Here is a 17412-nt window from a genome sequence, read left to right as displayed (position 1 = left end):
GGTGGAGCCGCGCTCCCCGCGCTGTTCGGGGCTCTCCCGCTGCTGCCGTCGTTCGCGCGTCGCAACGAGCAGTTGCATGGGCGCCTCAACAACCGCCTGGAACAGGAAATCCGCCTGGTGGGTCGGGGACAGGGCAGGGGACGGATGCCTGCCATCTCCCGGGTTGCGCCCAGTATCTGCAGCCCTTTGGAGGGGGCATGGAGGGACGATGGAGATTGCGTGGAGAAACCGGCGCCGTTCAGCCATGCGCGTGATGCCCACCAAGGTGGGCCACTTCCAGGGCAGCGTCTACCGCCTCAACGACGCGCGTGCACCGGCCAGCGGATTTCGAAGGCACTGCCGCCACGTTCGGTAGCACGGCATCGCGCGGTTCCGTGATGGGCCACGGCAATCGCCCGCACCACGGCCAGGCCAAGCCCGGAACCACCACTCTGCCGCGAGCGCGACACATCGGTGCGCTGGAAGGCTTCGAAGATGCTGTCGCGAAGATCGTCCGGCACACCAGGGCCGCCATCCTCAACGGTCACGGTGCAATGGCCTTCGGCCAGCGTGACGCGAACCCGCAGTGGGCAGGGGATGGCATGGCGCCGCGCATTTTCCAGCAGCGCCAGAACCGCCTGGCGGATGCGTGCTGGATCGCAGTCGGCCAGCGAAGGCCGCGCGTCCAAGGTCACCGAGAAACCGCTCTCGGTCAGCGCCTCGGACATCGCCTCCACCACTGCCGCCACCTGCACGCTGACATCGCTGCGCTGCAGGCGTAGATCGAGGTGACCGCTCTCTGCCAGGCTGACCACGCGCAGGTCTTCGATGATGCGGGTCAGGCCCTCCAGCTGGGTGAGCATGCTGTTGAACTGCTCCGGCCCCGGCTCGAAGACGCCTTCGGCGATGCCTTGCAGGCGGCCGCGCAGGATGGTCATCGGGGTACGTAGTTCGTGCGCGATCGCCGCGTTCCAGAACACGCGGTTCTCCGACATCCGGCTCAATCGCTCGGCCATGGAGTTGAAGTCGCTGACCAGTGTGGCGGCCTCGGTCATCGAGGTGTCGCCGCCGCGCGCACGCGCCTCCAGATCACCGCTGGCGACGCGACGCAGGCTTTCGGCCACCGAGTTCAACGGAGTGATGATGCGCCGGGTCAGGCGCGAGGCGATCAACGTGGCCAGCGCAACGACGACGGTAGCTGTCAAGCCGATCCACAGCCATTCCAGGCCCGACGGCATGATGGTTTCCGGTTCGTCGTACCAGCGTGGATAGAACACCTCCATCAGGTAATAGAACAGGTAGAAACCACTGATCGACAGTACGGTTGAACACAGCGACGCGACCGTGATGGACAGCGTGATCTGGCGCCCGATGCTCTTGCCTTTGGGGTTCATCGGTTCAGTCCAGGAAGCGGTAGCCGACACCGCGGATGGTGGCGGGAATGCCGATGACGCCGACTTCCTCCAGCTTGCGGCGCAGCTTGCTGACGTGGCTGTCCACGGTGCGCTCCTGCGCATCGCCTTCCGGCAGGCAGCTCTGGAGCAGATCCGGCCGGCTGTGCACCATGCGCGGTGCGCGCGCCATGTGCACCAGCAGACGGAACTCGGTGAGCGTGAAACTCAAAGCATGCACGTGGTCATGGGTGCGCACGGTAACCTCATGGCTGCGCAGGTCGATCTCGAATGGCCCCTGCCGGATCAGCCCGTTGGGTTCTTCTGCCATGGGCTTCGCGCTACGGCGCAGCACCGCCTGGATACGGGCGACGATCTCGGCCGGATTGAAGGGCTTGGCCACATAGTCGTCGGCGCCGACGCGCAGGCCAGTGAGCTTGTCCACGTCCTGGTCCAGTGCGGTGAGCATGATTACCGGGGTGTTGCCGCGCCGGCGCAACTCGCTCAGCACCTGCCAGCCGTCCATCTTCGGCATCTGCACGTCCAGCAGCACCAGGTCGGGGCGCAGCTGGCGGTGGCTGGTGAGGGCGGCTTCGCCGTCGGCGGCGCGGGCGCTGCGCAGCCCGGAGCGGGCCAGGTAGGCGCCGAGAATGTCGGCAATTTCGCCTTCATCTTCGGCAATCAGCACCAGAGGCGCCTGGCGTGTGCGGGCATCGGATTTCATTGCATGCTGCGGTTTCAAGTGAGGAATGGGAAACGCCGCCGACGGTGTCATCGTGGCCGTTCCAGGGTCTGCGCTTCTTCGTGGGCGGCCCAGGCGAGAGTGGCCAGCACCAGCGTGTGCTGCAGGGCGGGCGCCAGTGTTGCGGCTCCGCGCAGGTGCTGTGCGAGCAGGGTCGATACGGCCGCAGGCAGCTTGTTCCACCGTGATTCCATGCCCGTTGCGTCCACCCGGTCCTGCAGGCGGCGGGCCATGCGGACCAAGGCCCGAAGGCGCAGGGCAAGCAACGCAGCCACCATGACAGCCGCTATACCTGCTGGCATGAGACTCACGTCAGCGCTGGAGGCGGACCAGGCCGCGAGACCGATCAGCGCCAGCGACGCCAGGGTGCCCGTGCGCGCCGAATGGCCGGGGCCTTCGCTGCGGAACCACAGCAGCGCGGCGGCACCGGCACCCGCCAGCAGGGGCGGCGCCGGGTTCGCGCTGGCAAGCATCCAGGCGCTGGTCGACGCCAATACCAGTGCAAGCAGCCACGGTGAAGGCGCGCACCAGGCAAGGTAGGCGCGGCGGACATCGATGGGAGGCAGGTCTGGCAACGGGAGGGGCACGGCGGGGACGCAGTCGGCGAGGCCGACAAGGCTAGGGGCCGTTGATGGAGACTTGGTCGAGATTGTGTCGAGATTTCGTGGACGCGATCCATGCCGTTCAGGAGCGGGCCCCGTGCCTGAACGGATGTGCGGCCTCCATGCAATCTCCACAGTGGCTCCAAGAAACATCCACCACCACCTTCCAGACTGCGGATTCTGCGGTCACATCCGGTGGCTGCGTGCATGCGAGCCTTCCGATGAACAACCGCAGGACCTGGATCATTGCCGCAATCGTTGCGCTTCTTGCAGGTGGCACCGGCTGGTGGCTGTTTGCCGAAGGTGATGATGCCGTGCTGATCACGGCCCCGGCAAGGGTGGCGGACCTGGAAAAGACCGTGCAGGCCGTTGGCCGGGTCAACCCCAAGGAACTGGTGGCGGTGGGCGCGCAGGTGTCGGGCCAGGTCAAGCGCCTGCATGTGGTGCTGGGCCAGCGCGTGCACGCTGGCGACCTGATTGCCGAAGTGGATTCGCAGCCGCAGCGCATCGCCCTGCGCAGCGCCGAAGCGGCTACCAACACGCTGCGTGCCCAACATGCGGCCAGCCAGGCGCGCTATGCCCAGGCCATCCGCGTGCATGAGCGCCAGGCGCAGCTGGTGGCGTCGCGGCTGGTTTCGCAGGAAGGTTTCGAGACCGCACGGGTGGCGCGCGAAGCGGCGCGCTCGGACGTCGCAGCGCTGCAGGCACAGATCGACCAGGCGGTGACCCAGGTGGAAACCGCGCGGATCAACCTGGGCTACACCCGCATCGTCTCACCTTCCGACGGCTACATCGTGGCCATCGTCACCAAGGCCGGGCAGACGTTGAACTCGATGCAGACCACGCCAACCATCGTGATGCTGGCACAGATGGACACGATGACGGTTCGCACCGAGATCGCGGAGGCCGATGTCGAACTGATCGCGCCTGGCCAACCCCTGTGGTTCTCCACGCTGGGGCCGGGCGGACGCCGCTACGAATCGCATCTGCAGCAGCTTGAACCTGCGCCGTCGTCGATTGCCGACGTGGCCACCGGCAATACCGGCGGATCGGCGCAGACGCCGAAGGCGGTGTACTACGCCGGGCTGTTTGACGTACCCAATCCGGGCCTGAAACTGAAGCCGTCGATGACGGTGAAGGTGACGATCCAGCTGGCGCGCGCCGCCAATGCATTGCAGGTGCCGTTGACGGCAGTGTCCGAGAGCGACGACAAGGCGGGCAACCGCGCGACCGTACAGGTGATCGATGCCAAGGGCCGTGTCCACGAGCGCGTGGTGACGACCGGCCTGCGCACCGCTACTGCGGTGCAGATCCTGTCCGGCCTCAAGGCAGGCGAGAACGTGGTGGTCGGGCAGGCGCCCAGCGGCGCGGAAGCCGAGCCCACCAGCCTGCTGGGGATGTGAGCATGGCCGACGCGCTGCTGGAACTGCATGGCGTATCGCGCGCCTATCGCTCGGCCGCCGGCGAGGTGGTGGTGTTGAAGGACGTGTCGCTGCGCATCGAGGCGGGCGAGTTCATCGCCATCATCGGCCCGTCCGGTTCGGGCAAATCCACGCTGATGAACATTCTGGGCTGCCTGGACCGGCCAACCGAAGGCAGCTACCGCGTGCAGGGCGCAGCAACCGAGCAGATGTCACCGGATGAACTGGCGCACCTGCGTCGCGAGCATTTCGGCTTCATCTTCCAGCGCTACAACCTGATGGAGAACCTGAGCGCCACGGAGAACGTGGCGCTGCCGGCGGTCTATGCCGGCGTGGATGCCGATGCGCGCACCACCCGTGCGCACATGCTGCTGGGAACACTGGGGCTGGGGGAGCGCACCACGAACCGGCCCAGCCAGCTGTCCGGCGGCCAGCAGCAGCGCGTTTCCATTGCGCGTTCGCTGATGAACGGCGGCGCCATCGTGCTGGCCGATGAGCCGACCGGCGCGCTGGATCATGCCAGCGGCAGGCAGGTGATGGCGGAACTCAAGCGCCTGCATGCGCAGGGCCATACCGTGATCCTGGTGACCCATGATGCGGCGATCGCCGCGCATGCTTCACGCGTGATCGAGATCGCAGACGGTCGGGTCGTATCCGACCGCGGTACGGGTGATCCTCCAGTTGCACGCAATGCCACCTCGCCCGAGCGCAGCACAGAACCGGCCGCCGAGCGCCGCGCGCGTCTGGATGCAGTCCGGGAGGCAGCACGGATGGCGGTGCGTTCGATGCTGGCCCACCGGCTGCGCACCTTGCTGACCATGCTGGGCATCATCATCGGCGTGGCTGCGGTGGTGACCGTGGTTGCGTTGGGCAAGGGCGCACAGGCGCAGGTCGAGTCACAGATCAACGAACTGGGTGCCAGTACGCTGGACATCTTCCCGGGTGCGGATTTCGGCGATCCGCGCTCGGCCGAGATTGAAACGCTGGTCGTGGACGATGCCGATCACCTGGCCGCATTGAGTTACGTGGACAGCGTAAGCCCCAACCTGAGCGGTTCGGTGGCGGCACTGCAGGGCAACCGGCGCGCCAACACACAGGTGCTTGGCGTGGGCGCTGATCTACCGCGTGTGCGCGGGCTGCGGCTGAAGGCGGGCCGGTTCTTCACCGATGCCGAGGTGGATGCGCATCGCGCGGTGGGCGTGGTCGACCAGAAGGCGGCCAAGGCATTGTTCAACGGCAATCCGATCGGCGGCACGGTGCTGCTGGGCGGCATGCCGGTGGAAGTGATCGGCGTGGTCGGCCCCAACGCATTCGCCGGCGGGGCGACGCCGACGGTGTATGTGCCGTACACCTCCGCGTCCTCGCGCCTGCTTGGCAGCCAGCGGCTGGAGAGCATCACCGTACGCGTGCGGGATGACGTGCCAACCACCGCCGCGGAGGCCTCGCTGGGCGCGGAGCTGCAACGCCTGCACGGCCGGCGTGACTTCTTCATCTACAACGCCGACCAGATCCGCAAGGCGGTGATGAAGTCCAGCCAGACCATGGCGGCACTGGTTTCGGCCATTGCAGCGGTGGCGCTGGTGGTCGGTGGCGTGGGGGTGATGAACATCATGCTGGTGTCGGTGAAGGAGCGCGTGCGCGAGATCGGTGTGAGGCTGGCGGTGGGTGCCCGGCAGGGCGACATCCTCCGCCAGTTCCTGATCGAGGCCGTGTTGATCTGCCTGTTCGGTGGCGTGCTGGGGGTGTTGTTCGCGTTGGCTGTGGGCGCCTTGTCCAGCCTGCTGTCGCTGGGGGTGCCGTTCCTGTTCACGCCTGGGCCGGTGCTCGCCGCGCTGGCATGTTCGTCTGCCATCGGGCTCGGTTTCGGCTACTTCCCGGCGCGCAGTGCTGCACAGCTCGACCCGATCCAGGCATTGGCGGCGGAGTAGGGCCGCACCCGCTGCGGGGAGAGTCTCAGGGTGCAGGTCGCGGGTGCGTGCGCACGCGTGCGCGCTCGCGGTACAGGCGACTGTCGGCACGCTGCAGGGTGTCGGCCACCGACTCACCCGGCGCGTGGTGGGTCGCTCCCAGTGAGAAGGGCGTGGGTGACCGACCGGCCTGCTGCGTATACCACTGCTCCAGCGCGGCCAACCTCCCGGGCTCCGGGCAGGTCAGCACCACCATGAACTCGTCGCCGCCCATACGCACTACGCTTTCCATTGCCCCCAATGGAGCGCGCAGGAAGGCGGCGAACTCGACCAGAACCGTGTCACCCCGTGCATGGCCCTGCGTATCGTTGATCTGCTTGAAATGATCCAGATCGAACATCAGGCAGGCCCAGGGTTGATCAACCAGCTCGTCCAGGCGTGGCAGGAAGCGGCGGTTGTAGCTCTGGGTCAGCGGATCCTTGAAGGACATCTCGCGCAGCTGCTGCTCCTGCATCCGCAGTGCGGTCACATCCTGCGCATGGCCCAGCACATAGGGAGGGTTGGCCTCACTGTCGAGCACGTTGTGATACGCCCAGAAATGGCGGGTGCCATCGGCGGCGATCAGTTCGATGACGCCGGCATCGGTGTGGTTGACCGTGATCCGCGCGAGATAGGCCTTGAACGCAGCACGCTTCTCGGGAGGCATCAGATCACACAGGCTGCGCCCGATCATATGACTCTCATCGAAGCCCAGCGACTGCACGGCCGCCGGGTTCACCGATGTCAGCACGCCCTCCAGCGTGTGCGTGCAGATCAGGCCAAGGCTGTAGTGGAACAGGCGCCGGTAGCGCGTCTCGCTCGCCTCCAGGGCATCCAGCGCGGCACGCTCCTCGGTGATGTCCTGGATGGCGCCGACCAGGCGAGGGTGCCCATCCACCTGCTGACGGCCACCGACCACCCGGGTCCAGATGGAGCGCCCATCGGCGGTGGTCATCGGCAGCTGCACTTCCCATGAGGTGCCTTCATCGATGCAGCGCTGCACCGCGCTGCGGATGATGTTGCGACTGTCCTCCCGATAGAAGGACAGTGCGGTGTCGAACGTGGGTTGATAGTTGCCGCGCACGCCATGGATCTGCTTGGTTTCGCGGGTCCAGCGCACTTCGTGGGAGAGCAGGTCCATCTCCCAGCCGCCCACCCGTGCCGCGCGGTTGGTGCGTTCCAGGAAGTCCTCGCTTCGTTTCAGTTCGCGGTGCAGTGCCTTGGCCTGGCCGACCTGTGCCATCAGGGTGCTGCGCTGTTCCAGCACCTGGGTGGTGACCCGCGCCAGATGCACCATCAGTTCGCGCTGCGAGGGCGACAGTACGCCCGGCATCGGATCGAGCAGGCACAGTGTTCCGATACGGGCGCCCTGTGCCGACCCAAGCGAGATTCCCGCGTAGTGACGGATACGCGGGCCGCCGGTCACCAGGGGATTGGTGGAGAAGCGAGGGTCCTGCCGGGCATCCGGGATCTCGAACAGTTCATCCTGCTCGATGGCGTGGGTACAGAACGAGATGTCGCGTGCAGTCTCGCTGACGCCTTCAAGCCCGATATTGGCCTTGAACCATTGGCGCTCCTCAGCCACCACCGAGATCAGGCCCATGGTCATGCCAGTCGCTGCGCGGGCGGCAGCAACGATTGCATCGAACACCGGTTCGGCTGGCGTGTCGAGCAGGTGCAGGCGGTCGATTTCAAGCAGGCGGTCGGCTTCGTCCATGGCGCGTGGCGTGACTGGAGGCGAGGGCGGTAGCAAGAGGCGTCGGCATGACGCTACGTGAGCATGTGTTATCTATCGCCACAGCTGGGTGATGTGGGTGTGAGTCCTGGAACAACCGCATCTGCCATGTGATCGGATGCACAGAATTCTGCCGTGAAGGCGTGCTCAGAAGCCGATCACCACATCGTTGAGTGGTAGTTGCTGCTGGCGTGGCTCTGCGGACAGCGCGGTCCAGGGCTCACCCTGGCCGAACAGCTGCGCTTCGGTTTCCGGGCCGAAGTACTGAAACCGATCGAAGACGTAGGGCATGCCCTCCGAGCCTTCGAAGCGGACGCCGTTGGACAGCTGGAAGTGCAGATGGGGCGCCGCGGAGTTGCCCGACTGGCCCAGCGCGCCCAGCGCCTGCCCGCGCTGCACGCGCTGGCCGGGCTTGACCTTGATGCTGCCCGTGCGCAGGTGGGCATAGCTGGCGAACACCCCGGGCGAAATTTCCAGCACCACGTAATTGCCGAACAGGCCGTGGCTGGTCAGTGACGCCGGTTCGGGCTGTGGGGCCAGGGGAGGCTGCTCCGGCTCGCCATCGCGTACATCGCGGACCACGCCGTCGGCCACGGCAATCACCGGCGCGGCATAGCCCACCCAATCCTGGTGGCGCGTCTTCTGCAGGCGCTCGGGAGCGGCATGGACCGCGCGTCCCTGTGCATCCACGCCGACCAGATCGAGCGCGAACCGCTGCGGGATGGTCAGCGCGCCATTCACCGCCACCAGGCTGCCCCAATGGTGCGACTGCGCAGAGCCCGGACCTTCATGCGCGAGCCATCGGCCTCCCTTCAGCGGTGGCCCGAGCACCGGCAGCGCCGATGTGGCGACGTTGACCGCGGCGCCATCAAGCGTGGTGATTCCGACTTTTTCTGTGGCGAAATCGATGTGGTGGCGGAGCACGTGGGGAATCGGCGCATCCGTTGGCAGTGTCAGCCACACGAACAGGACCAGGCGCTTGCCGGCAGCGATCGAGGGTGGTGCACCGTCGGCAGCGGCGGGGCGCGCCCATGCGGACAGCGCCGCAGCATCCAGCTTCAACAGCGGCGACGCGGACGTGTCGGCGAACACCTGCAGCCCCTGCGGGACCAGCGTGCCAGTGTCGCTATAGAAATTGCTGATGTGCAGTTCGTAGGCGAGATGGCGCGCGCCGTCACTGCCGGCGAATGGCGCGGGCGCGAACGGTGCGCGGGCCTCGACAGGTGCCAACGGCGGCGTTGCAGCGCTGGTTGCGGTGATCACAGCGCCGGGCAGCAGCGCAGCCATCAGCAGCCAGCGACCGACGCCAGGCAGGTTGCGTGGACAGGGCACTTCAGCGCCCCTTGGGATTGAGATACAAGCGCGCCCCATCCGTTTCACGATACCCCGACCAACGCCCTCCGCTCGACGCGCGGAAGCGCCCGTATACGGTGTCGCTGGTGTCGGTCAACAGCAACTGGTTGCCCGACAGCACCCAGCGATTGGCCGGGAAGAAGCCATCCGGGCAGCCGGCAGGCACATAAGCGCTGTAGCCGCCGAACCACTCGATGTTCTTCAGCTCGATGGTGCAGTTGCTGCCGTTCTCCTGGCCCAGTGTCCAGCTGCCGAACAGGTCGCTGTCGCGCACATCGCGATCATCGCGGCGGCGGTCATGGCCCCAGTCATCGCTGTTGTCGTGGAAGCCGAAGTCCACGTCCATCCCTTTACTTTCGCTACGTGTCCCGGACTGCGAGCTGCCGCTGGTGGTGGTCTGGGTGGTCATCGCGCCACTGGTCCGGGTCTGGGTGCTGCTGGATTGTGTGGTCTGTTCGGTGCGGGTGGTTTGTTCGCCGAAGCCGAACGAGGCGTCCTGGGCCAGGGCGGGCAGGGCCAGGCAGCACAGCGCGGACAGGCAGCTACGGGCAAGCAGTGCAGCCATCGCAGGATCCTCGGAAGGGTGGACCGCGCGAGTATCGAACCGCTGGGGTGGGAGACGGTGTGAGGGTGGCTCAATCGGCCATCACCCGCCCAATGGCATCGCCCAGCAGGGCGCGCACCCGCGCCGGCGGCAGGTCTGGATCGCGCACGGCACGCATCGCCAGGCCCTCCACCAGCAACCGCAGCAACAGGGTGCGGCCGGCAATCTGCTCTTCGTCCAGAACCCGGCCAAGGCTGGCATCGCGCTGGCGCAGCCAGGCCTGGATGGCTGCGCTGGTCTGCTTGTCATGGGTACGCAGCACTCCGGCCAGCTCCGGATCGCGATGGGCCTCGGCGTTGATCTCCGCATACAGCGCCACGCTGGCAATCGCATTGCCGTGAATCGGCAGCACCTCACCACGCGCCCATTGCTGGTAGCACTCCAGCAGCCCGTCCACCAGGTCGGAGGCCGCCGGCATCGCGCTGATCGAGGCTTGGTCGTGGCGCAGCTGGCGCTCGATCAGGGCCAGGATCAAGGCGCGCTTGTTGGCGAAATAGCGGTACATCAGCCCCTGGCTGATCTCGGCCTCGGCGGCGATGTCGCCGATGGAACCCGCATGGAATCCGCGGGTGATGAAGCACTTCTGGGCGGCGTCCAGAATGCGCCGTCGCTGTGCCTCGGCATGGGCTGCAGCGGGATCTTCGGAGGTCGAAACTACGGCGGATTTCGGCGTCATTGCGTGCGGTCAGGGCGTCCAGGGGCGGGATAGTACGTCACAAAAGGTGTGAATGAACGGTCATTCATTTGTAATTCCCGCCTCCCAGACTGCGCCGGCCTTCTCCTTCCGCGAATGAGTCCGATGCGCCACGCCACGCTGCACCGCCCGTTGCTCACCCTCGCCATCGCTGCCGCTCTGCCGGCGCTGGCCCATGCCGAAGACAGTCCGGGCGCCGACGCCAGCGCGTCCGCCGATGCCGCACGCACCGTGGTCGCCCTCGACCAGGTGATGGTGACCGCCCAGAAGCGCGCCACCAATCTGCAGGAGACGCCGATCTCGGTGTCGGTGGTCGATGCCGAAGCGCTGAAGGATCGCAGCGCGATCTCGCTCGGCAGCCTGTCCGATGGCTCCATCCCGTCGCTGCGGGTCACGCCGTTCGCCACCCGCAGTTCTGCACTGAATATCGGCATTCGTGGCATCGGCGCCTCCGGCGACGCCAACCAGCCGGCGCGTGATGCCGGTGTCGGCATCTATGTCGATGGCGTGTTCATGGGCCGTGCGCAGGGCCTGGGCAGCATGCTCTACGACGTGGAGCGCATCGAAGTGCTGAAGGGCCCGCAGGGCACGCTGTTCGGCCGCAATACCGAAGGCGGCGCGGTGAGCATCGTGACCAAGGCACCGACCGGCGAGTTTGGTGGCAGCGTCAGCGCGGGGGTGTCCAACTTCAGTGGGTACAACAGCGCGCTGCACCTGGACCTGCCCAAGGTGGGCGATGTCAGTTTCAAGATCGACGCCGTTCAGGCCAAGCGTGGTGGCACCACCGACAATCCCATGCGCGGCGAGCGCGACTTCAACAGCTACGACAAGCGCGGCGCACGCCTGAGCGCGCTGTGGCAGCCGAGCGATGATTTCTCGCTGCTGTACGCGTTCGATCGATCCTATGATGCCACCACGCCGTACCACACCCAGGTGCTGGTACCGGGTGCCTACCTGAGCCCGCCGCAGAAGGCAGGTGCCAGCCAGGACCGCCGCGGCAGCGCCATCCTGGGCGGGCCGCAGGAAGACAACATCGGCCGCACCAGTGGCCATCTATTGAACCTGTCGTGGACGTTGAGTGACACCCTTGAGCTGAAGTCGATCAGCTCCTACCGCGAGCTGACCCAGGGCCAGTTCGACATGGGCCTGGTCGATGCGATTTCGGCCTATGGTGGCGCTGGCACGCCGTTCGGGCGTTACAGCCTGGCCCAGGTCTACCAGCACCAGTACAGCCAGGAATTCCAGCTGATCGGAAACACCTCGCAGGTGCAGTTCCTTGGCGGTGCGTTCTACTACCACGAGACCGCTGGCGACAATGCGCAGACCCCGAACATGCTGGTGTGGGGGCCGGGTGGCAACAGCTACACGGTGAACCCCGCGACCAATCCGCTGGATCTCTCCCGGGTGCGCATCGACCGTGCCAGCAAGGCGTGGACTGACAGCCTGGGCGTGTTCGGCCAGGCCACGTGGACGCCGGAAGCACTGCAGCGCCTGCACTTGACTGCCGGCGGTCGCTACACCCGTGATGACAAGAAGGGCAACCTGTACATCGTCAACGGTGCCGCCACCAACCTTGCGTTCAAGGACCGCTGGAGCCGCTTCGACCCGATGGTCAACATTGCCTACGACCTTGGCGAACACGCCATGGTCTATGCCAAGTACAGCACCGGCTTCAAGGCGGGTGGCGCCAACTCACGTTCGACCAATTACACCGCCTTCGGTCCGGAGGAAGTGACGGCCTATGAGCTCGGCTTCAAGTCACAGTTCTGGGACAACCGCGCGCGCCTGAACCTGGCGGTGTTCGATTCGACCATCGCGCACAAGCAGATGGACTTCTCGCTGCCGTTCGACCCGAACAGCGGTGAAACCCGCACCACCATGGTCACCACCAACGCACTGAGCGATGGCAAGTCCCGAGGTGCGGAGCTGGAATTCAACGTGATGCCGGTGGACAACCTCACCCTCGGCCTCAACTACGCCTATACGAAGATCGATGCGCAGACAGCAACCGACCCGTTCGGCGCTGGCGTGCAGGTGACCGTGCAGCCGCTGCTGGCACCGAAGAATGCGGGCAGCCTGTCGGCCGACTATCTGGTGCCGTTCGCCAACTTCTCGGCGCTGAAGTTCCATGTGGACGGCAACTGGTCCGACGGCTACTACACCAGCGAGTACGACCAGATGCTCACCGACAGCTCGTTCGTGGTGAATGCACGGGTGGCATGGGTGGATGTGCCGGTCAACAGCACCGGCACCACGATGTCGTTCTCGCTGTGGGCACGCAACCTGCTGGATGAGCAGCACCTGTTCTACAAGATCAACAGCGCGGCGCTGGGCCAGAGCGGCATCTTCAACGACCCGCGCACCTTCGGCCTGGATGTGGCCGTCAATTTCTGATTCGAACGGAGAACCCCATGAAGACCCGCCATACCGAACTCGCGCTGGCCCTGATGCTGAGCCTGCCGCTGGCCGCAACGGCTGTTGCCGCTGATGCGCCACAGGCCGTCGCCGCGAAGGCGCCCGCCGCCGCCAATGTGAAGCCCGTCGATGCTGATGCACAACGGGTGATTCCGCTGCAGGGCGCCTGGAACGTGCGTACGTTCGCCGGCCTGCAAGGCCGCCACGGCCCGATTCCAGCCGATGCGTTCGTGCGTACCGCCGACCTCGGCCGCCTGACCGAAGCCGACCGCGATGCGTTGTCTGCTGCTGGAGTGAAACTGGACATTGATTTGCGCACCGCCGATGAGGAAGCACAGTCGCCGGACCTGCTGGCCAGGGACGACCGCTTCGACTACCAGCGTATCTCGCTGATGGGTACGGAGAAGATGGATCTGCAGAAGATGATGACCAGTTTCCCGGATTCGCTGGGCGAAGCCTATGTGCAGTGGCTGGGCCACAGCCAGCCGCAGTTCAAGCAGGTGTTCCAGCGCATTGCCGCGCAGCAGGACGGTGCGGTGCTGTTCCATTGCACGGCCGGCAAGGACCGCACCGGCATCATCGCCGGCCTGCTGCTGGACCTGGCCGGCGTGCCGAAGGCCGAGATCGTGCACAACTACGCGATCTCCGCGCACTACCTGGAAGGTCAGCCGAAGGACAGCGCGATGAACGCGCAGATCATGGCGCTGGTCAAGCAGAACCCGGAGATCGGTCGCAAGATGGCGGGCATGGCCGGTACCGCGCCGGACAACATGGAGCAGTTCCTGGCGGCGTTGCACAGCCAGTACGGTGGTGCGGAGGGCTACCTGAAGTCGATCGGGGTCAGCGAGCAGGAGATCCAGCAGTTGAAGGTGCGGCTGGGGCAGGCCGGCTGAAACCTGCCAGGCCGAGGGCAGGTGTCGGACAGACCGGCACCTGCCGTGCATCATCACGGCTGCAGCGGCGCCACCAGGATGGCTGCGTCGAGCACCGGGAACGTCTGCGGTGCCTGGCCGGAGGATGCGACCAGGCGGATCTCCAGTGTGGTCGTTCCGCCATCGGCAGCAGTGAGTGCCTGCAGGGCCCCCAGTTTCTGCGGCAGCGGCACCGCGAACGTGGTGGGATGGCTGTGGTCCATCCCGGCCATGGTTGGCCCGAAGAACGATACGGTGCCGGCGTAGTACGGGCTGTCGGCCGCCACGGACGCGGTGCCGGCCGGTGCGTTGATCAGCACGTCGAACTCGCGCGTATTGTTCAAGCCACGTGGTCGCTCCAGGGTCACTTCGGCAATCAACTGGCGCGGGCCCGATGTGGCAAGGTGTGCGCGTACCGCCTCATTGGGCACGGCCACGCGGACGGCGCCATCGGAACGCGTGCCGCGCACCAGCCGCACAGCACCGGTCGCCGCCGGCAGCGCGGCCGCCTTCAGCAGGTCGTTGCGGCCCCCGTAGACGTAGTCGTAGTCGAAGGCCGTGGTGGAGAAGAACGCGCTGGCCGGACGCTCGCCCACGGGCTTGCCCTGTGCATCGACGAAGAACCGGAACGGTTCGTTCATGAACTGACGCCGCTGGTCGACGTTGATGGGCATGATCGGCTTGCCGCGGGATTGCTGCAGCTGGTTCCACACGTCCCACAGGCGGTCCATGTTGGCGTGGTGCAGGTAGAAGATCGGATCGAGTGGCGACAGGAAGTTGGTCATGTTGCCGTAGGGGCCGGGATCGACCGCGCCGACGCCACCGATGCAGTTGTGCACCTTGTTGTGCGGGAAGCCTTCGAGCACCGAGAATTTCGTGGCGCCGTCCGGTTGCACCACGTGCGAGGCCGTGCGCGAGCTGGTGAAGCTGCGACTCACATCGTCGTTGTAGAACTCGACCGGCGACAGCCCCGCGTGAATGGTATCGGGAGACACGGCCGAAGCGGTCTTTGCATCGAAGCCGGGATTCTCGCGCCAGAGGTAGCGGGCGCCGCAGGTGATCGCATAGGCCGCATTGCCCGAGATGCCGGTCTTTTCCGCGACGCTGTAGCCGGTCACATCGTTCCAGACATCGTCTGCGGTGAGATAGCCGCGGAACTTGAGCTGATCGCGTTGGCCTGCATCCAGCGTGTTCCAGTAGCGCTGCAGTGCCGGCCGCATGAACCGGGTGAAGACCGCCAGGTTGCGCGTGTACGGCGCATAGGCGCTGTCGGTGGGCGTCAGCAGGCCGTCGAACATCGCCGGGGGAATCCGTGGCAGCTCGGTCCAGTCCCAGTAGGGCATGGCGAACTGCGGATCACCGCTGAGCGTGCGGATGGTCTGTTCGAAGTAGCCGACATAGCCACGGTGCCAGACATAGAACCACCAGTTGCCGTGCGGGCAGTCCATCAGGTGCACGAAGGCGTTGCGGAACCAGTTGCGTGGATCGTCTGCCGGCAGCGCGAGCATGGCCTTGATACCGCGTGCGTAGCTGGCCAGCATGCGCTGGCCTTCGGGGCTGGTGACGTTGTAGCGGTGGTAGCGTGCCTGCACGGCCTTGTCGGCCGGTGCAGCGCCGCTGGCCCAGGCCCCGGGTGCGACCAAGGACGCCAATGAAGCACTGGCGGTGGTGGCAAGAAAATCACGACGTGTATAGCGCATAGCCTTCCCCCTGGTGATTGGTTGAACCGCGTCGGGTTACAAATCACTGGCAGGGCCGGCGGCAGCGTGGCGGCCGGCCCGGCGGGGACATCCAGCCCCGCCGCTTCCACCGGCAGGTGCTGCGATGGCCGGGGTGGAAGCGGCGGTAGTATAGGCATGACAGGCAGGGCTGATCTGCGAAGCAGCCCACAGTCGCAGGTGCGTACACATCTGCCCGGCTGAAGCTGTTCACCGTCGTCGTTGCTGCGTTGTCGATCAGCCAGGCATGGCCTGGCTCTACTCATCGGGTTTTCAGCCAGGCATGGCCTGGCTCTACTGATCGGGTTTCACCCTCACCACCCGTTTCCGGTACTCATACACGTTGTCACCGCGGATGCGCTTGTCCTCGGTGCCGGTGATCCGGTCGACCTTCTGGTCCGAACCGGTCACGGGCTGTGCCTCGATTTCGGTTTCGTGCTCGAAGGAATGCGATTTGTCGGTGTTGCGGTAATAGCGGTACAGCGCCCAGTACAGCGCGGTTGCGCCGGCCGGACCTGCCGCCAACAGCCAGAGGCCACTGTCGTCGCTCATGTCGATGCCACCAGGAAGGCAATTGCGAGGGCTTCAATGACGGTGCCGGTGGCCAGTGCCGCCAGCAGCATCTTCCATTGCTGCACGGGCACGCTGCCCATGGTTTCGCCGGTACGGCCGTTCACCGCGATGTAGTGCAGCATGCCGCCGTTCTTGCCGGGCTGGTGGTACGAGTACAGCCACACCGGCAGGTACATCGACACCCAGCGGGTGCCATGTACTTCCAGCTGCTCCTGTTCCCAACGCACGCCACGGTTGTAGCGCTTCACCGAACCTTCCACCTGTGCGCGGGCAATCGACAGCAGCTGGTCTTCCAGCCGCGGCCGCAGCTTTTCCACATCCAGGTTGCGCTTCTCCGAAGTGAAGCCGGCCAGGTACGAGGCGTTCCACTTCACGGCGTTCTTGGTATCGAACGGCAGGATGGTGTTGATGATGTTGTTGGTGTTGGCGCGGGTATCCAGATTGCCGCGCTCGGCAGAGGACTCCAGTGGAAGATCATCCACGGTGAAATCGACCTGGCGTTCGACCTGGTAGACATCGGCGTCATACAGGGTGCGCTTGTTCTTCTCGCTGCCGACCGTGTACTGCCGGGTCTGGACCTCGCCCTTGCCAGCCACCGCTGCGCTGACATTGCTGTCGACGATCATGTAGGGCAGGAACACGCCCACCACGTTTTCCGGGGTGAACTGATCCTTGAATGCCTTCAGCGCGAACATCCGGCGCTTGTCGACGAACTGGCGGATGCGCGCGACCGCATCGTCCTTCTTGATGTGGAAGGGCAGCACCGCATCGGGCACTGCTCCATTGGCAATCTGCTCATTGACGCCGAAGACGTGGCGGCACCAGTGGCAGCGCGCCGTCATCGTACTCTCGGTATTGACCGTGACTTCGGCGCCGCACCCGGTGCATTTGAACGTCATCAGTGCCGAGGTGTCGGCATCGATGTCACGCGCACCGGAGGCGATGACCGTACCGCGCAGCTGGTCGATGGCCTCGCCCAGCCCGAATTCCTCCTCGACGCGTGCGCCATGCCATTCGTGACGACAGTACAGGCAGACGAGGATGTCGGTACCGGCCTTGGGCCGGATGTCGGTGGCGCCGCACTTCGGGCAGCGGTTGAGGCCGTCCTTCAGCTCGCTGGCCGAGGTATCGATGGCCACAGGATCGGGGGCTTCCACTTCATCGCGGATGGCCTGTGGCAGCTTCGAGGTGTCCAGCGGGAAGCTGCCGGGCAGGGGAGGGACGTCCTGCGGCGAACCGGGCCCATCCAACGACGCCGCCGGCAAGGGCGGCGGCGTCGCGGACGCGGATCCGGGCAGCGGCGGTGGGCCGTTTCGGGGATCGGACAT

General features: G+C 65.8%; 14 protein-coding genes and 1 pseudogene. 5 read left to right on the top strand and 10 right to left on the bottom strand.

All coding sequences use genetic code 11. The features are described 5' to 3' along the window. A pseudogene (locus tag EKL94_RS22875) lies at positions 1–126 on the top strand (ABC transporter six-transmembrane domain-containing protein); the annotation flags it as partial. A gap of 170 nt (positions 127–296) precedes the next feature. On the opposite strand, the gene EKL94_RS10655 reads toward EKL94_RS22875, so the two are convergent. Genes EKL94_RS10655 through EKL94_RS10645 form a run of 3 tightly spaced genes read right to left on the bottom strand, consistent with a single transcriptional unit; the run spans position 297 to position 2585 of the window. Next, positions 297–1373 carry an ATP-binding protein gene (locus EKL94_RS10655; RefSeq protein WP_126929077.1) on the bottom strand — a complete coding sequence of 359 codons (1077 nt, stop codon included), beginning with the start codon at positions 1371–1373 and terminating at the stop codon, positions 297–299. Positions 1374–1377: 4 nt separating this feature from the next. Next, complete coding sequence (locus EKL94_RS10650; RefSeq protein WP_126929076.1) at positions 1378–2094, bottom strand: response regulator; 717 nt, start codon at positions 2092–2094, stop codon at positions 1378–1380. A 47-nt stretch (positions 2095–2141) separates the two neighbouring features. Continuing rightward, the gene (locus EKL94_RS10645; RefSeq protein WP_260473414.1) at positions 2142–2585 is read right to left on the bottom strand and encodes a hypothetical protein; all 444 of its coding nucleotides are present in this window, start codon (positions 2583–2585) and stop codon (positions 2142–2144) included. A gap of 350 nt (positions 2586–2935) precedes the next feature. Here EKL94_RS10645 and EKL94_RS10640 point away from each other — a divergent pair, with 350 nt between their 5' ends. Both EKL94_RS10640 and EKL94_RS10635 read left to right on the top strand, forming a co-directional pair. Beyond that, the gene (locus EKL94_RS10640; RefSeq protein ID WP_126929075.1) at positions 2936–4117 is read left to right on the top strand and encodes an efflux RND transporter periplasmic adaptor subunit; all 1182 of its coding nucleotides are present in this window, start codon (positions 2936–2938) and stop codon (positions 4115–4117) included. A 2-nt stretch (positions 4118–4119) separates the two neighbouring features. Next, positions 4120–6063 carry a MacB family efflux pump subunit gene (locus tag EKL94_RS10635; RefSeq protein ID WP_126929074.1) on the top strand — a complete coding sequence of 648 codons (1944 nt, stop codon included), beginning with the start codon at positions 4120–4122 and terminating at the stop codon, positions 6061–6063. Positions 6064–6088: 25 nt separating this feature from the next. Here the strand turns inward: EKL94_RS10635 and EKL94_RS10630 are convergent, their stop codons facing one another. The 4 genes from EKL94_RS10630 to EKL94_RS10615 all read right to left on the bottom strand — a co-directional run bounded on the left by EKL94_RS10630 (position 6089) and on the right by EKL94_RS10615 (position 10449). Then, positions 6089–7798 carry a sensor domain-containing diguanylate cyclase gene (locus EKL94_RS10630; RefSeq protein WP_126929073.1) on the bottom strand — a complete coding sequence of 570 codons (1710 nt, stop codon included), beginning with the start codon at positions 7796–7798 and terminating at the stop codon, positions 6089–6091. A 165-nt stretch (positions 7799–7963) separates the two neighbouring features. Next, a complete protein-coding gene (locus EKL94_RS10625) occupies positions 7964–9148 on the bottom strand; it encodes a M23 family metallopeptidase (protein WP_185830017.1) in 1185 nt (394 codons plus the stop codon). A 1-nt stretch (position 9149) separates the two neighbouring features. Then, a complete protein-coding gene (locus tag EKL94_RS10620; protein WP_126929071.1) occupies positions 9150–9734 on the bottom strand; it encodes an AprI/Inh family metalloprotease inhibitor in 585 nt (194 codons plus the stop codon). A gap of 70 nt (positions 9735–9804) precedes the next feature. Further along, entirely contained in the window at positions 9805–10449 is a 645-nt protein-coding gene (locus tag EKL94_RS10615) for a TetR/AcrR family transcriptional regulator (protein ID WP_126929070.1), read from the bottom strand. 114 nt (positions 10450–10563) lie between these two features. On the opposite strand from EKL94_RS10615, the gene EKL94_RS10610 reads away from it, so the two are divergent. Both EKL94_RS10610 and EKL94_RS10605 read left to right on the top strand, forming a co-directional pair. Beyond that, positions 10564–12861: a TonB-dependent receptor gene (locus tag EKL94_RS10610; RefSeq protein ID WP_126929069.1), complete on the top strand. Its 2298-nt coding sequence runs from the start codon at positions 10564–10566 to the stop codon at positions 12859–12861. 17 nt (positions 12862–12878) lie between these two features. Then, on the top strand, positions 12879–13775 hold the full coding sequence (locus EKL94_RS10605) for a tyrosine-protein phosphatase (protein ID WP_126929068.1): 897 nt from the start codon (positions 12879–12881) through the stop codon (positions 13773–13775). 53 nt (positions 13776–13828) lie between these two features. Here EKL94_RS10605 and EKL94_RS10600 read toward each other — a convergent pair whose 3' ends face one another. The 3 genes from EKL94_RS10600 to EKL94_RS10590 all read right to left on the bottom strand — a co-directional run bounded on the left by EKL94_RS10600 (position 13829) and on the right by EKL94_RS10590 (position 17412). Next, positions 13829–15493 carry a tyrosinase family protein gene (locus tag EKL94_RS10600; RefSeq protein WP_126929067.1) on the bottom strand — a complete coding sequence of 555 codons (1665 nt, stop codon included), beginning with the start codon at positions 15491–15493 and terminating at the stop codon, positions 13829–13831. 312 nt (positions 15494–15805) lie between these two features. Beyond that, positions 15806–16063 (bottom strand): hypothetical protein, encoded by a 258-nt coding sequence (locus EKL94_RS10595; RefSeq protein WP_049409605.1) that lies wholly within the window; start codon positions 16061–16063, stop codon positions 15806–15808. Beyond that, positions 16060–17412, bottom strand: coding sequence for a TFIIB-type zinc ribbon-containing protein (locus EKL94_RS10590; protein WP_126929066.1), 1353 nt, complete (start codon positions 17410–17412; stop codon positions 16060–16062). Before EKL94_RS10590 ends, EKL94_RS10595 begins: the two co-directional genes overlap by 4 nt.

Source organism: Stenotrophomonas maltophilia, from assembly GCF_003970865.1.
Classification (GTDB): domain Bacteria; phylum Pseudomonadota; class Gammaproteobacteria; order Xanthomonadales; family Xanthomonadaceae; genus Stenotrophomonas; species Stenotrophomonas maltophilia_AR.
This window is presented reverse-complemented; position numbering and strand designations above follow the sequence as displayed.

Coding starts and splice junctions, on each gene's coding strand:
- EKL94_RS10590 (WP_126929066.1), bottom strand. CDS start 17,412: ATGTCCGATCCCCGAAACGGCCCACCGCCGCTGCCCGGATCCGCGTCC.
- EKL94_RS10620 (WP_126929071.1), bottom strand. CDS start 9,734: ATGGCTGCACTGCTTGCCCGTAGCTGCCTGTCCGCGCTGTGCTGCCTG.
- EKL94_RS10600 (WP_126929067.1), bottom strand. CDS start 15,493: ATGCGCTATACACGTCGTGATTTTCTTGCCACCACCGCCAGTGCTTCA.
- EKL94_RS10615 (WP_126929070.1), bottom strand. CDS start 10,449: ATGACGCCGAAATCCGCCGTAGTTTCGACCTCCGAAGATCCCGCTGCA.
- EKL94_RS10640 (WP_126929075.1), top strand. CDS start 2,936: ATGAACAACCGCAGGACCTGGATCATTGCCGCAATCGTTGCGCTTCTT.
- EKL94_RS10655 (WP_126929077.1), bottom strand. CDS start 1,373: ATGAACCCCAAAGGCAAGAGCATCGGGCGCCAGATCACGCTGTCCATC.
- EKL94_RS10630 (WP_126929073.1), bottom strand. CDS start 7,798: ATGGACGAAGCCGACCGCCTGCTTGAAATCGACCGCCTGCACCTGCTC.
- EKL94_RS10645 (WP_260473414.1), bottom strand. CDS start 2,585: ATGCTTGCCAGCGCGAACCCGGCGCCGCCCCTGCTGGCGGGTGCCGGT.
- EKL94_RS10595 (WP_049409605.1), bottom strand. CDS start 16,063: ATGAGCGACGACAGTGGCCTCTGGCTGTTGGCGGCAGGTCCGGCCGGC.
- EKL94_RS10650 (WP_126929076.1), bottom strand. CDS start 2,094: ATGAAATCCGATGCCCGCACACGCCAGGCGCCTCTGGTGCTGATTGCC.
- EKL94_RS10635 (WP_126929074.1), top strand. CDS start 4,120: ATGGCCGACGCGCTGCTGGAACTGCATGGCGTATCGCGCGCCTATCGC.
- EKL94_RS10605 (WP_126929068.1), top strand. CDS start 12,879: ATGAAGACCCGCCATACCGAACTCGCGCTGGCCCTGATGCTGAGCCTG.
- EKL94_RS10610 (WP_126929069.1), top strand. CDS start 10,564: ATGAGTCCGATGCGCCACGCCACGCTGCACCGCCCGTTGCTCACCCTC.